This window comes from Pseudomonadota bacterium, assembly GCA_039193195.1.
GTDB lineage: Bacteria > Pseudomonadota > Gammaproteobacteria > Steroidobacterales > JBCBZW01 > JBCBZW01.
The window spans coordinates 1-15,272 of sequence record JBCCWS010000012.1; the positions used below are offsets into that span (position 1 = coordinate 1).

The 15,272-nt window shown below is 64.4% G+C and carries 8 protein-coding genes; 5 read left to right on the plus strand and 3 right to left on the minus strand.

Going from position 1 to position 15,272, the window contains the following annotated elements:
* Together AAGA68_11900 and AAGA68_11905 are read left to right on the plus strand one after the other, a co-directional pair.
* A partial coding sequence (locus AAGA68_11900) for a cadherin domain-containing protein (protein ID MEM9385757.1) occupies positions 1-3,860 on the plus strand: 3,860 nt, incomplete at its 5' end.
* 156 nt (positions 3,861-4,016) lie between these two features.
* Positions 4,017-6,047 (plus strand): hypothetical protein, encoded by a 2,031-nt coding sequence (locus AAGA68_11905; GenBank protein ID MEM9385758.1) that lies wholly within the window; start codon positions 4,017-4,019, stop codon positions 6,045-6,047.
* A 19-nt stretch (positions 6,048-6,066) separates the two neighbouring features.
* Here the strand turns inward: AAGA68_11905 and AAGA68_11910 are convergent, their stop codons facing one another.
* The 3 genes from AAGA68_11910 to AAGA68_11920 are packed head-to-tail and all read right to left on the minus strand — an operon-like array spanning position 6,067 to position 8,654.
* Positions 6,067-6,990: a prenyltransferase gene (locus AAGA68_11910; protein MEM9385759.1), complete on the minus strand. Its 924-nt coding sequence runs from the start codon at positions 6,988-6,990 to the stop codon at positions 6,067-6,069.
* A gap of 21 nt (positions 6,991-7,011) precedes the next feature.
* A complete protein-coding gene (locus AAGA68_11915) occupies positions 7,012-7,707 on the minus strand; it encodes a ferrochelatase (protein ID MEM9385760.1) in 696 nt (231 codons plus the stop codon).
* 5 nt (positions 7,708-7,712) lie between these two features.
* Positions 7,713-8,654, minus strand: coding sequence for a prenyltransferase (locus AAGA68_11920; protein ID MEM9385761.1), 942 nt, complete (start codon positions 8,652-8,654; stop codon positions 7,713-7,715).
* 626 nt (positions 8,655-9,280) lie between these two features.
* Here AAGA68_11920 and AAGA68_11925 point away from each other — a divergent pair.
* The 3 genes from AAGA68_11925 (at position 9,281) to AAGA68_11935 (ending at position 15,039) form a co-directional block, all read left to right on the plus strand.
* Positions 9,281-10,327 carry a 2Fe-2S iron-sulfur cluster binding domain-containing protein gene (locus AAGA68_11925; protein MEM9385762.1) on the plus strand — a complete coding sequence of 349 codons (1,047 nt, stop codon included), beginning with the start codon at positions 9,281-9,283 and terminating at the stop codon, positions 10,325-10,327.
* A 171-nt stretch (positions 10,328-10,498) separates the two neighbouring features.
* Positions 10,499-13,687, plus strand: coding sequence for an outer membrane lipoprotein-sorting protein (locus AAGA68_11930; protein MEM9385763.1), 3,189 nt, complete (start codon positions 10,499-10,501; stop codon positions 13,685-13,687).
* Positions 13,684-15,039, plus strand: coding sequence for a DUF1302 family protein (locus tag AAGA68_11935; GenBank protein ID MEM9385764.1), 1,356 nt, complete (start codon positions 13,684-13,686; stop codon positions 15,037-15,039). Before AAGA68_11930 ends, AAGA68_11935 begins: the two co-directional genes overlap by 4 nt.
* The last annotated feature ends 233 nt before the right edge of the window (positions 15,040-15,272 follow it).

Below are 15,272 nucleotides of genomic sequence, written 5' to 3' on the forward strand. Positions count from 1 at the left end.
CCGCAGTCGGTGACGGGGATGGCGCTGCCAATTCCATCGCCGAGAGTGCCTCCATAGGCGACTCGGTCGGCGTGACGGCGTTCGCCAACGACGCCGACGGCTCCGCTAACGGCGTCGCGTACTCCCTGAGCGAAAACCCACATGAGGCCTTCGCCATCGATCCGACTACGGGCGAAGTCACTGTTGCAAATCCGGCGAGCTTGGACTTCGAATCAGCTCAGTCAATGCAGATCGAAGTGACCGCTACCTCGCAAGACGGATCCTCGTCGGCGCAAACCTTCGATATCGCGGTCACGGATAGCAACGAGTTCGACGTCTCTCCAGTCAGTGACCACGATGGTGCGGCAAATTCAATCGCCGAAGACGCTTCCGTCGGAGACTACGTCGGTGTTACAGCCATCGCCGATGACGCCGACGGTTCAGCGAACGGCATCGAGTACTCGTTGAGTGAAAACCCCAGCGGTACCTTCGCGATCGATCCAACTACGGGCGAAGTGACTGTTGCAGATCCGGCGGGTTTGGACTTCGAATCGGCCCAGTCTATGCAGATCGAAGTCACTGCCACCTCGCAGGATGGCTCCACCTCAACCCAGCGCTTTGAGATCGATATCGCCAACGTCGACGAATATGACACCTCGTCCGTGAGCGACACGGACGGCGCAGCCAGTACGCTCTCCGAGAGCGCTGGCAATGGCACCGCCGTCGGTATCACCGCCTTCGCAAGCGATGCGGACGGAGTCAATAACGAGGTGACCTACTCCCTCAGTGCTAACCCAAACGACGCCTTTGCCATCGATGCGAACACCGGTGTGGTCACGGTTAACGACAGCACCGCGCTCGATTTCGAGTCCGGCAACACGATGCAGATCGAGGTCACGGCGAGCTCCGCCGACGGTTCCTCCAGTGAGCAGATCTTCGATATCGCGCTCACCGATCAGAACGAATTCCACGTCTCCGCCGTGGGCGATACGGACGAGGCGGCCAACTTCATCTCCGAGAACGCCTCGGCCGGGGACACGGTCGGCGTGACGGCCTTCGCCTCCGACGGCGACAGCACCGATAGCAGCGTTAGCTACAGCCTCAGCGACGACGCGGGCGGTGCCTTTGCGATCGATGCAAGTACCGGCGAGGTGACCGTCGCCGATCCGTCGGCGATCGACTACGAGTCGAACGCCAGCCTGCAGATCGAAGTCACCGCCACCTCCGAGGATGGCTCGGCAACCAAGCAGCTGTTCAACATCGAGGTGGGCAACGAGTCCGAAGGGCTGTTCACGGTCAGCGCAGAGACGGAGACCTTCGACGATGGCGCCTCTGGCTGGTCCAACGATGCTACGACTGGCGAAGGCGACTCCGGCTTCGGTGCTTTCTTAGGTCGCTTTGGTTCCGCCGACGGGGCTGAGGCCACCACCAAGGACTTCGGTGTCGCCGACGATGCCGAGTTCGTCACAGTCACCTTCGACTTCTATGAGATCGACAGCTGGGATGCTGGCTATTGGGGTCCCGACGCGGGCATGGAGTCGTTCCTCGTCGACGTCAACGGCGAGCGCGTGCTCGAGGAGAGCTTCACCCACGAGAGCAGCAGCCGTCCCACCGACGTGGACCGCCAAGGCGGCTCGGATGGAGTGACGTACACGATCGATTCCGAAGAGTCCGTACAGATGGGCTACTCGGGCTGGGCCGACCAGGTGCATGAGATCACCATCACCATCGAGGCGCCGGAAGAAGGTGTCATGGCCCTCGCTTTCGGCAGCACCCTGCACCAGTCCCTGCGTGATGAATCCTACGGTATCGACAACATCCGCGTGCAGAGCTTCGACAGCGACGGCAACGAGATGCTCGTGATCGAAGAGGGCGCCGCAGGCGGGGAAGTGGTGGGCGTGCTCGCCGCGACCGACAGCGCCAGCGGGTCGGTGAGCTACGCGCTTGCCGACGCGGAGTCACCCTTCGAGATCGTCGACGGCAAACTGCAGGTGAAGGACGGCGCCACCGTCGACTACGAAGCCCAGTCCTCCTACGATCTTGAGATCGTCGCCACCGATGATAACGGTGAAGTGGAAGCGCAGACCATCACGGTCCACGTGGCCGACCGCAGCGGGGCAGACGACACCGCGGATGCAGGCGCTGCCGGAGCCCCGGGCGGCGGCGACCCCACCAGCAGCGTCGGCGCCGTCACGGACAGCGATGGAGATGGCAACAGCGTCTCGGAGAATGCCGGCACAGGCGTTAGCGTCGGCATCGTGGCCCGCGCCGTCGATGGCGATATCGGCGACGCCGTCACCTACTCCCTGAGCGAGAACGCGGGCGGTGCCTTCGCCATCGACCCAGATTCGGGGCTAGTGACTGTTGCCGACAGCGACGCGATCGACTTTGAGTCCGCCCAGTTGATGCGGATCGAGGTGACCGCTACCTCGCAGGACGGCTCGAGCTCCAGCCAGACCTTCGATATCGCGATCACCGACCACGATGAGTTCGACCTCTCCCCTGTGCTCGACAGCGACGACGCACGGAACTCCATCGACGTGACCCACGTCGCGAGCGAGGTGCCCCAGAGCGTAGCGATCGGCATCGACGTGCCGGCTTCGGTCGTCGAGGGCAGCGAGCTGCACTTCGTGGTCGAGGGCGTGCCAGAAGGTGCGAGCCTCTCCGCCGGACATGATCAGGGCGACGGCACCTGGCTGGTGAGCGCAGACGAGGCGAGCGATCTCACGCTGACTCCGCCGGCGGATGGTTCCGGGGCGGAACTGACCGTTACTCCCGTCGAGGTCAGCGCCGGCGGTGACAACCTATTGATCAACGGCAGCTTCGAGAGTGAGTCGGTACACAACTGGACCCAGGTCACGGAGCTCGATGGGTGGGAGACGGTCGGCCGCACCGAGCTGTGGGAGTCAGGCTTCTCTGGCACCGAAGCGAGCGACGGCCAAGTGTCCATCGAGCTGGACGCCAACCGCGGCGGCGCCGAGGGCATCTATCAGAACGTCGACGTCGCCGAGGGCGAAGTGCATCAGGTCAGCTTCGACCTGCGCCAGCGCCCGAGCACCGCCGAAGACACCAACACGGTGGAGGTGTATTGGAACGGCGAACTAGTGATGGAAGTCACCCCGGACTCCACGCAGTGGGAGACCGTGACCTTCGAGGTGACCGGCTCGGACGGCACTGACCAGCTGATGTTCATGGAGTCGAGCGAAGACTCGGACAGCTACGGCGCCCACATCGACAATGTCTCCCTGGTGCAGCTAGAGGTGGAGCACGAGCATCCGGCCCAAGCATTCGTGTGGGAGGAGCAGGAGGGCGTGGCCGCGGGGGACAGCGTGGGCATCACCGCCGCGGCCTCCGACGGCGACAGCTCCGACGATGTCACCTACACTCTGACGGAAAACCCCAACGACGCCTTCGCTATCGACGCGCAGACCGGTGAGGTCATCGTGGCCGACGTCGATGCCGCGCGCGAGCTCGGGGGCAGTTCGGTGGAGCTCCAGATTACCGCCACCTCGGCCGATGGGAGCAGCTCGTCGCAGGCCTTCGCGGTCGATGTGACGCGCGACAGTGACGCCGACGAGACCTTCACCGGTGGCGCGGGCGACGATACGGTGGAAGGTGCTGGCGGCGACGATCTTTACCAATTCTTCACCATGGACTCGGGCACCAACAGCTTCGACGGCGGCACCGGCTGGGACGCGGTGGAGCTGGAGGTACCTGCCGGTGGCGATGACACCCCGTGGACGATCGAGGTCGGCGGTGAGACCCTCGACTACGATCTAGATGCAGGCACGATCAATCTCGATGGCGACGCTAGCGGTACGATCACCTACGAGGACGGCAGCCAGCTAGAGTTCGAGCGTTTGGACAACATCTTCTGGTAGAGCGATCCCCGACCAATCACGGTCTCGCCACCGCCGCCGGACCTAGGAATGCCCCTGGCAGGGGCAAACGGTCATCGCCCGTACTCCTTCGATCAATGACGTTCCCGGGATACCCTCGCGGTATCTCAGACCGACTTGCTAAAGGAGTAGCTCGCGATGCTGCTGCAGTCCACGAACTCCAATCTCGCCCTCCTGCGCTGCGTGCGCCAAGCGTTAGCCCAAGGGGCGTCAATCCCCCGCGGCCGAACTCGACTCTGCGTGGTCGCCCTCGGCGCGCTCGGTGCAGCGAGCGGCGCCACCGCCGAGGACTTTGCACCGGTCATCGACCTAGGGGACCTGGCGGCCGGGGACGGTAGCGGCGGCTTCGTCCTGAACGGGGCAGAGGTCTACGACGAACTCGGGGTGGGCCTGGCCGGCCTTGGCGACCTCAACGGCGATGGCATCGACGACTTCATCGTCGCGACCGACAACGAGGACTTCGTCGCCAACCAGCCCAGTCAGGCCTACGTGGTATTCGGCTCCGACCAGGGCTTCCCCAGCGAGTTCAACCCCTCAGCGCTCGCCGACGGCGACGGCAGCACCGGCTTCGTGATCAACGGTATAAGTAACGTCGGGCGCTACGCCGCGGTTAACGCCGCAGGGGACATCAACGGCGACGGGCATGAGGACCTGGTCATCGGTTCGCCCGGCGAGCAGGCCGACGGTCTACCGCCCAACTCCGGCGTGGCCTACGTGGTGTTCGGTAACGAGAGCGGCTTTCCTCCCAGCGTCGATCTGCCGAGCCTCGACGGCAGCAACGGGTTCGCCATGCTCGGAATTGAGATCGGCGACTACGCGGGAGATGCGGTCAGCGGTGCGGGAGACATCAACGGTGATGGCGTGGATGACCTGGTTATCGGCGCCAGCGGCATCGACCAAGGCCTGATCGTCAATACCGGGGGAGCGTACGTCGTCTTCGGTAGCCGGCAAGGCTTCCCGGCGAACTTCCCCTTGGCGCTGCTCGGCAGCGGAGACGGCACCCGTGGCTTCGCCATCCGGGCGCCGGTCGACAGCTTCGGTAGCGTCGGCGTCGGCGTGGGAAGCGCGGGCGATGTCAACGACGATGGCGTGGACGACGTACTGATCGGCGGCCCCTTCTCGGGGAGCACCAACGGCGAGGCCTACCTCCTTTACGGGACGACCCAAGGCTTCACGCCAGTCGTCGATCTCGCGGACATCGCCGCCGGAGACGGCAGCGTTGGCACGGTCTTCCGCGGTGCGAACGGCGAGCGCGTCGGCGAGTTCCTCACCGAAGTCGGCGACTTCAACGGCGACAGCGTGAGCGACTTGATCATCTCCCAAGAAGACGGTGCCTACCTCTTACTCGGCAACCCGTCCGGGTTCCCCGCCGAGTTCGAACTCGAACGCCTCACCACCGGCGATGGCAGTGAGGGGGCCCTGCTTAGCGGGATGGGCGTGGATCGCGCGAACGCCGTGGGAGACGTCAATAACGACGGCCTTGCAGATGTCATCGTCAGTGACTCAGCGGCTGACGTGGGCGGTAACACCTTCGTCGGCCGCACCTACGTCGTGTTCGGCACGCGCCGAGCCTTTCCGGGTGTCTTCGCCCTGGATACGCTGGCCCAAGCCGAGGGCAGTGCCGGCTTCGTGCTCGAGGGCATCGATGGCGTGGACCGATCGGGCTACGCAATCGGCGGAGTCGGCGACATCAACGGTGATGGTACCGATGACCTCGCCATCGGCGCCTTCGCTGCCGATCCTGCAGGCCAAGCCAGCGCAGGGGAGGCCTACGTAGTCTACGGACGCCCATCGCAGGTGAGCTTCTCCGTCGAGGGCCTGGCCACCCTAGGTGCCCTTTGCCTAAACCTAACGGATCCTCAAACTGTATTCATCCCCTCGCCAGGCCAAGGCCTGTCCGCTGAGGTGTTCTGCGCCAGCACGGCGCCCTTCTCCGCTGGCGAAGGTGATGAGCTGAGGCTGATTGCAATCGGCAATAACTTCCGTGCACAGCTGTCGGGCCGCGTCATTGGCGTGATAGATGCCACCGCCAACTGCATCAACCTCACCAGTGGGCAGAACGTGATCGCACGCCTCGCAGAGGACGGTCGCTGGGACTGCGCGGCGGCAGGCTTGACGCTCGAGGACGGCGACCGAGTGAACGTGGTGCTCAGCGGTATGGCCCAATGATCGACCGCGCCTGGCGTGGTTACCACACCTCGAGTTGGCGGAGTATGGCGAGGGAAATACCCAAGGTCATTGCCGCGTTCGCACTTAGGATAAGGAACACGCGGACCAGCATCGAGCGTCGACCAGGTGTGGCCCTGGGCGAGACGCACTGAGCGACGGCGAACATGGCAGGACCGGCGATCACGGCCCAGGTTGTGAGCGCGTTAGCGCCGAAGGGAGAGACGGCGATGAAGGCGGCGATGCCTATCCCCTGAAGCACGAGCGCGAGACGCTGCGCAGGGCCCTGCCCGAGGAGCACGGCTAGGGTTCGTTTTGCGCTATGGGCATCACTCGGTTGATCGGGTAGGGCCGTGGCGATAGCCCCTGCCAGCTGGAGGGGAAGCGTGGCGAGAAGCAGCGGCCAGGGAAACCCGCCCAGCGTGCCGGCCTGGGCGTAGTAGCCGAACGTCGGCAGTACCACGCCTAAGCCCACCATCTGCAGTAGTTCGCCGCCCCCCCGGTAAGACAGGCGCAGCGGTCGATAGCTGTAGGCCCAAAGCAACAAGACGGCGAGGCCTGCGAAAATTGGCGCTAGGACGCGCGAGTAAGCGCTGGCCAGCACGCCCGCAACCGACACCAGCAGCGCCGCGCACACGATGGCCGCGATCGCAAGAGCTCGGCCGGAGAGATGCCCGTCGACGAGCACTCGGCTACCGCCGGAGAAGGGCGTGGCCGTTCGGTTGTGGCGATCTGTTTCGACGTCGGCGACGTCGTTGGCGAAGACGATGTAGAGCTGATCGAGCAGCGCAAAGAGCAGCAACCACGCGAAGATGATCCAAGAGAACCGCGTAGGTGCCGGTAGCGCTAGCACCTGGCCGAAGATCAAGGAAGGAGCGATGTTACTCTGTGCCGCTGGGCGCGCGGCGCGCACCCACTCGCCTAGGCGCACGCGAGCACAAGCCACGCGGCAGCGCGATGCCGCCGATCACTTCGCAATGCCAAGCTCCGCAGCCAACTCCGCCCGGTGTTCAGCGAAGCGAGCGCCCCACTGCGCACGCCCGAGTCGATCCCATGTAGGGACGGGAATCTGCCCACGCTCGGCCAGCATCTCGTGTAGGAGGCGCTCGTCCTGGGGCTCCCGGGAAAATCCGAAGGGGTTACGTGGGCGCTCGTCGCGCAGGCGTCCGTACTTCGCATCATCCTGCGCGATCAGCTCTTGCAGCTCCTGGCGCCTGCGCTCCAGGTAGGTCAAAAAGCCCTCATCGAAAGGCCCGATATGGGCCCGGCGTCCGGGTGCCTTAGCCACCCATTTTGCCCAATCGAATCCATAGGTGAAATCATGCACGTAGCGGAAGCGGATCACCGAGTGCATTCCGAAGCCGTCTATCAGCGCGACGAGGCGATCGCCCATTGCCTCCGTGGCATCGACACTCGCGCGATCAGCGAGCGCCTGCACGATGAGGTCGAGGTCCCAAAACACATTTTCGGGAAAGTGCATGGCGATGGCGCGCACCACTCGCTCCGTCTGCCGATACAAGGCGACGGCGTGGGCAGCCTCGAGACCCAAGGTCTGCCACAGCACCGCAAAGGACGTGGGGTGTGAGCGCCCCGGGCAGAGCGACACCCGCTCGCCTACTTCTTCATCTAGCCACGCATCGAGCGCGCCTCCATCGGTTGCCATCGCCGTCATCTCAGCTCAGCTAGTGCCGCGAGTATCGCGGCCATGATCGTCGCGCTCCACCAGATCGCGCGGTGAAGCTCTAGCTTATACCGACCCTGCTCGCGAAACGCATCAGTGACCGCACCTCGGGTCCGGGAGAGCAAGCGGGGCACGAAAGCGAACACCACTGCTGCCCCGAACGCCGTTACCGCCCAGGGCACGCGCTGCGGCATCCACCACGGTGAGCAAAGCCAACCGATCGCGCCCACCGCTAGCAGGGCTTCCACAAGCCGCCTCGTGGCTTGATTCCCCACGGTGCTCGCCACGGTGCGCTTCCCGCCCCGGCGATCACTGCGCTCATCTGAGAGCCCGCTCGCGAGAGCACTCGCAAGGGAAAGCACGATGAACGGGCCAAGCAGCAGATAGGTCGAGCTCCAGAGCTCCCCCGCCTGCGCGTAGGCATTCATCCATGGCAGCACGGCGCCAACGCCGAGGGCCTCGAGCACCTCACCTCCGCCTCGATAGTTCAGGCGCACGGGGGGCAAGGTGTACGCCCAGAAGATCGCAAGCGCCGTGCCGCCTGCGAGGCCAAGGCCCGGGCGTGCCAGCCACCCTTCGAAGACAAAGCCTACGACAAGAGCACACCCCCCTGCGGCGACGCCTGCGATGAGCAAGGCACGACCCGGCAAAATGCGGTCGGGAATGGTCTTCGCCGAGCAGCCGTCGGGGAACATTTCGCGCTTGATGCGATCGACCGCTGCATCGCCCCAGTCATTCAAAAAGACGATGTACAGGAGATCAGCGATGACGAACAGCAGACCGAAGCAGAGCGCCGCGGCGCTCACGCCTCCTCCTACGTAGGCACCGAGCCCCTGACCGAACGCCATGGGCACTAGGAGCTTCGGCCAGCTCTGCGGTTTGGCCGCGTAGACCCAGCGGGACCCTGGGCTCAAGAATTGCGTCGTCACGACATTCGATCTTCCAACGGGTGGGCGCCGGAGACCTGGGGCTACCGCCACTCGAGGCCGATCCTGCCTGCGCCGTCGATTGGACCATACCCGCAGGCGAGGTCTCCACTCGGCCCCTTCGACCGACCCCATCGCCACTGCGTTGACGTAAGACTCGAGCACTGCCAAAGCGTCACCGATGACCCGCAATAGCTCAGCAGCTTTCACGATCAGCCCGCTGATCGCCCAGACGGGTGCCGTCCGGGCGCAGGAAAGGAGTGAGCCCGCACGCTCCTGCGAGACCCTCCGGCAACACCCATGGGGTCTCGCAGACGACGATCTTCTACGCAGCGCGTCCCCCCAATGGAGCCACTGCCTGCCGATGACCAGCATCGCCTTACGTGATGATGGCTACTTCAGCCCTACGTCGCCCCCATGGGGCTCGGACACCTCAAGCCGAGGGTCCGATCGGCCGCTAACCGCACAACTACCCTTCGTCTCGCGTCTTCCATTGCCCGAAGTGATCGGGGACGACTTGGCGCGACAGGCCGACCCACAGCGATCGACGCGGCAACCGAGCGAACTGGATAGCAGACTGCGCTCGGCGCCCTGCTAAGCTGTGGCCCGCGCTTCGAAAGCCCCCAGTCATGTCAAAGTTCAAATCCACTCTCCACCGCCGCGTCACCCTGACCAACGGCACTGAGTTCGACGTAGCTCCTGGCCAAACCCTGCTGCAGGCTGGACTGCAGGCAGGGCTCGACTGGCCGAACGGCTGCCGCGTCGGCCTGTGCGGCAGCTGCCGCTGCCGCGTGACGCGTGGAACGGTCCGAGCCCTCACGAGCTTCTCTGGCGTGCTCGATGCACAGCAGCAGAGTCAAGGTCATGTTCTCGCATGCCGCAGCGAACTCGAGAGCGATCTCACGGTGGACAGCGATCGCCTCTTCGCTGGACTAGGACCGGAAGATGCGGATATCGACGGCGTGATCTCCGGTGTAGAGCAGCTGACGCCACTTGTCTGCTTGGTAGAAGTCGCGCTCGATCACGCCCACGCGCGTGGCTACAGCGGCGGTCAGTACGCACGCCTCGAGGTGCCAAACGTCATCTCGCCCCGATGCTTCTCCTTCGCCAACGCCTGCCGCGGTGACGGCGGGCTGCGCTTCTTCGTACGCTTGTTTCCCGGTGGGCAGTTGGGTGACTGGTTGAGCAGCGCCAATCGCATTGGGTCCGCCGTCCGAGTGAGCCGACCATTCGGCCATTTCGTCATGCGCAACACCCATCGCCCCGCACTCTACTTCGCGGGCGGCACGGGGTTGGCCCCGGTGCTGGCGATGCTTGAAGAGCTCGCGAGCCGGCCAGCTGCCGAGCAGCCGCCCGTGCGCGTGGCGTACGCCGCACGTGATCAGCAGCACCTGTTTCACCGACGCTATCTGGATCCGATCGTCGACCGATGGGCGGCGGGTACGCGCTTTGATTTCGTCAATGTGCTATCGCGCGAGCCGCGTCCGAGCAGTTGGCGTGGGCTGCGCGGGCACTTCTTTGATCACCTGCCTCTGCTTACGGCTGGCTTCGAGCAGGCTGATGCTTACCTGTGCGGCCCCCCGGGTCTGGTCGACGCCACTCAGCTCTTTCTGATCAAGGCCGGTTTTGCGCCTGAACGAATTTCCGCGGATCGCTTCCTGCCGTCTTTCACCTAGCCACCCAACGCCCCCGTAGATCACTTTCCCGCAGTCCCTCGTACCTCTCCTAAGGGCGCCTGCGCCCCCCTGGCTCCACGACTTGCTTAGGGAAGAGATGATGACTAAGACGGGATCAATGCTCGAGCGCCGGTCAGTCGGGACGGAGACTAGAGCGTGGGAGGCGACCAGATGACGTCGCAACGGCTGCACCAGCGACGCTCCCTATTCGAAACCTTAACTTCACGACCCCGATGGGTGCTCCTGCTCAGCGCGGGCTGGTTGGTGTGGTCTGGCGTTGGCCTCACGCACCTGCACAAGGACGTCTCCCTAGAGGCCTTCGTGCCGCCAGATCATCCCTCACTCCTCGCCGACCGCGAGATCGATGCCACCTTCGCGGTGGGCGACCCCATGGCGCTGGCGGTGGAGGTGGAGCAGGGGCGATCCGTCTTCGAACCACAGGTGCTGGCACTGGTTGAGCGCCTGACACGTGCTGTCGAAGGGCTAGACAACGTAGTGGCGAACCGCGTGGTGTCTCTCGCGACCGAGTCGAGCATCAGCGGCACTGCACAGGCCCTACACGTCGACCGGTACCTACTGGCCACGCCCATCAACCAGCTCAGCGCCACCGACAGCCGCGGGCGCTGGCGGCAGATGCCCCCGCACCAAGGCACGCTGGTGTCTTGGAATGAGCGCGGCGCGATGGTGCTGTTCGAGCTGATGGACGATGACCTTGCCACGCAGACCTACGCGAATCTGCAGGAGTTGATCGAGGACTACGCGACCGACGGAATCCGCTTCCACATCGCCGGCCCGGCGGCGGTGAGCGCAATCCTCAGCGACCGCATCGATAAGGATGCGAAGGCGATGCAGCCACTGGTGTTTCTGGTCGTCCTCGGCTTCCTCTACCTGGCCTTCCGCCGCGTGCAGGCGCTGATAGCACCGCTGGTGGTAATCGCAGGCGCGACCGTGGGCGCGATGGGCGTGATGGCTTGGAATGGGGTGCCGTACTTCGCGATCACCAACGCTCTACCCGTGATCCTGGTGGCGATAGCAGTTGCCGATGCGATCCACATCCTGTCGCACTTCTACGCCCTACGTGCGAGCGCGTCACCGCAACGCACGCGCGAGCTGGTGGTCGAGACCATGAACGTCATGGCCAAGCCCATTACCCTCACAACGATCACGACGATGGCCGGCTTTGCAGGCATCGCGCTCACGTCCATCATGCCGCCGATCACATACTTTGCCTGGTATGCAGCCCTAGGCGTGTTCCTAGCCTGGGTGTTCTCCATGCTCACGCTGCCGAACCTCCTAGTTGTGCTGCGGCCACTGCCGAGCGCGGTGTTCCGCGGCGAGCCCTCGTCAGGCGGACTCGGTAACTGGTGGCTGCGGGTTAGCCAGAGCGCTGCTCGACGGCCTAAAGCAACGCTGCTCCTGGTGCTTATGGCCATCACGATCGGTGGATGGCAAGCGAGCAGCCTGCGCTTTGACCGCTCGCAGGTAGAGAACTTCGCCCCGGATGATCCCGTGCGTATCGCCGATGAATTCATCAACGAGACCTTTGCGGGCACCGCGTTCCTCGACGTGCTCGTCGAGGCGAGCGAGACCGGCGGCTTGCTGAGAACGAGCGCCATGGAGCGTATCGCACAGCTGCAGCGGTACATCGACGCGCAGGCGCACGTACGGATCAGCGTGTCGATCGTCGACTATCTATCGTTGCTTCACCAGGCGCTGCTGGTGGACGTGGGCGGCACCGGCGGGCGGGCCCTCCAGCCCCGTTCCCTGCCCGACGAGGAAGATGCCATCGCGCAGTACCTGCTGGTCTACGAGGCATCAGGGGATCCGACCGACTTCGAAGAGGAGATCGACAGTACGGGCACGCGAGCCCTAATCCGTATTGCCCTGGACGCCTCCCACTACTCGCGTACCCGCGATGCCGTGGAGTCCATCGATCGCTACCTACGAGACCACTTCAACGACGCCCAGCTCTCCGCACGACTCGGCGGAAACGTCAACCTCACCTACCACTGGATGCATCGTCTTCAGGCGACCCACGTGGTGGGCGTTCTGCTATCTCTGCTGCTGGTGACGCTAACGGCGGTGCTGCTCCTACGCTCTGTCGGCATCGGAGTGCTCGCCGTCGCGCCCGTGAGCCTTACGATCCTCCTGCTTTACGCGGTGATGGCGAGCCTGCAGGTGTACCTGGAGCCTGCGACCAGCATGTTCGCCGCCATCTCCGTCGGGCTGGGGGTGGACTTCGCGATTCATCTGATCGTGCGCCTTCGCGCAGCAGGCAAGCGCCATGGGCAAGCGCTCGACCTGGTGCTGCGCGAAGCGGTGCCCCCGACCGCTCGCGCCTGTTTTTTCAATGCGGCCGCGCTGGGCGTCGGGTTCTGCGTACTGACGGCCAGCGATCTGCTTACCTTGCAGCGTTTCGGAGCGATGATCGCGCTGGCAGCCTTCGCGAGCTTCGTGCTCGCGCTGATCGTCATTCCCGCCTGCTACGGCCTTCTGCGCCTTCGATCGCCGATCCCGGGCGCTAGGCGCCCAAGCCGTGCAATCGCCAGCAGTCTCATCGCCCTGCTCCTCGGCGGACTCTGCATCACCCCCGCTCCATCAGCACGGGCGATGGTCGAGGTGGACGGCGACTGGGTGGCCCAGCAGGTGGCCGCGCGGCCGGAGGGGCTCGCCGTGCGGCGAGTCATCGATATGACGCTCACGGACCGGCGCGGCGCCACCAAGCAACGACAGGCCGTCGTACTCAAGCGAACCCCAGCTGACGGACAGCGCGAAACGCGCATCACCTACAGCGCTCCTCGCGCTGTGCGCCACACCTCTTTCCTGAGTCACGATCGTGGATCGTCCGGTGAAGATCTGCGTTGGCTGTATCTGCCTGCCACACGAAAGGTCAGACGCATTCCGGCGAATGAACGCGGCGACCACTTTCTCGGCACCGACTTCTCTTACGAAGACGTGCAGAGCGAACTGAAGTTCGATCTCGCCGACTACCGCTTCGAGTTGCTCGAGTCCCCCGGGCCGGGTCGCTACCTATTGGCGGGGGTCGCGGTGAACGCCCAGATCGCTCGTCAACTGGGCTACGGACGCATCGAAGCGCTCATCGACGGCGAGAGCTGGCTGCCCATTAGTATCGAGTTCTTCGACCCCGAGCTGCGCCCATTAAAGATCATCGAGGTACGTCGCCAAGCGCGCATCGACGGCATTTGGACAGCACTCGAGATTCACGCGCAGCACCTTCAGCAGCAACACAGCACCCTATTCACCTATCGCGACGTGACCTATCCGGAACAACTGGACGAGGGCTACTTCGACGCTCGGCGCCTGCTCCGCCACCTGTCGCAGGCACAGCTCGATCCATGAGCCCAAAGGGAGCACGAACAACCCTCGTCGTCTTGTCGCTGGCGGCTTCGGCGAGCGCAACTGCCGCCACGCTGACGATCGAGGAGACATCGCTGCAGGCCCGCGTGGCCTACCAGCACGCGAGCGCTCGAGCGCAGAGTATCTCCACCCTAAGTACGCTGGAAGGCGGGTTCACCGTACGCTGGCGTGAGTCTCTAAGCTTGCGGGCTAGCGCATGGGTGGAGAGCGACGCCAGCGGCAGGCTGCGCCCGCGCGACTTCGACGAGCGCCGCTTCGATCACGCGAGCAACCTGAATCGTGCGATCGACCTTGGCTCCCACGCCAACCTCGAGTTGCGAGACCTGTACCTACAATGGCAGGGAGAGCGCACGCAGGTGCGGCTCGGCAAGCAGCAGGTGGTGTGGGGCAAGCTCGATGGGCTTCGCGTACTGGATCAGGTGCACCCTGCCGATTTCCACCGCTTTCTGCTGCTGGATGACGCCCGCCGCCGCCTGCCCCAGTGGGGAGTACACAGCACGCACTACCTACCGCGTTGGAGCTTCGAGGCGTTGGCCCTGGTGGACAACACGGTGCACGACATCGCCGACCCGGGAGGCTGGTTCGCCTTTCGCGCCCCGCGCCTGCGCTACGGGTTCTCGGGCGATTCGGTAACGGAGAGCGTGGGAGTCCGCTCCGATCTCCCAGACCCATGGTCCGATCTCACGCTTGGCGCGCGCGCCTCGCGCCAAGTTGGAGTCCATGAGATTGCCTTCGTCGCCAAGCGCGGTCACGACTTCGAGGGGATCGGCGAACTGCGTGCAGCGCCAGCGGACGCGGCGACTGCATCTTCCTTACTGCTCGTGCGACAGTTTCCGCGCCAAGACCTCCTGGGTGCGTCCTGGGAGAGCAGCCTGGGTCGCGTGGTGATGCGCGCAGAGCTGGCCTTTCAGCCCCAACGGCGCTTCAACGTGCGCGACACGCAGCAGCAGGATCTGAGCACCACGCGAGCGAATCAATGGCTGGTGGGTCTCGCCCTCGATGCCGACCTGCCCTTCGGCATCCTGGCCAGCACCCAATTGCTGCTCGATCGCGTGGTGAGCGCATCGCCCGGGCTGGTGCGGCCGCAGGAGGATTGGATCGCCACCCTCAGCCTCCGGCGCAAGCTGCGGTACGACGCTCTGCAGGTGCAGCTTCGCTACCTAGGCGACCTGAGGGTGGGGGACGGCATGATCGACCTCGGCCTGCGCTACGCGATTAACGACCGTATCGCCCTGGCCCTCAGACATGCACAGTTCCACGGCGACGCGACCGGTCTTTTCGGCCAGTTCGCCGACCGTGACTTGGTCGAACTTCGGGTCGAGGCTAGCCTGTAGGCGCACGCGAGGACGTTGCTGTGAGCTCACTCTAGCGCGGCTTCCTGCGCGCGCGGGGGACTAGCGAGTTGCGCTCGCTAGGCCGCGCAGGCGACTGGGGGAGCTAATCGGCCGATCCTCAAGACGCGTTTGACCTGGAAAAAACTATAAAAATCAGTGGCCTTTTTAGCACAGCGGATCTTTTACACGGAGACCTTTACTACGCACCCAGGCACGGTAAACTCATCGCAGTA

Bases quoted from the DNA above. Each gene is read 5' to 3' on its own strand.
- AAGA68_11925 (MEM9385762.1), top strand. From the start codon at position 9,281: ATGTCAAAGTTCAAATCCACTCTCCACCGCCGCGTCACCCTGACCAAC.
- AAGA68_11905 (MEM9385758.1), top strand. From the start codon at position 4,017: ATGCTGCTGCAGTCCACGAACTCCAATCTCGCCCTCCTGCGCTGCGTG.
- AAGA68_11935 (MEM9385764.1), top strand. From the start codon at position 13,684: ATGAGCCCAAAGGGAGCACGAACAACCCTCGTCGTCTTGTCGCTGGCG.
- AAGA68_11915 (MEM9385760.1), bottom strand. From the start codon at position 7,707: ATGGCAACCGATGGAGGCGCGCTCGATGCGTGGCTAGATGAAGAAGTA.
- AAGA68_11930 (MEM9385763.1), top strand. From the start codon at position 10,499: ATGACGTCGCAACGGCTGCACCAGCGACGCTCCCTATTCGAAACCTTA.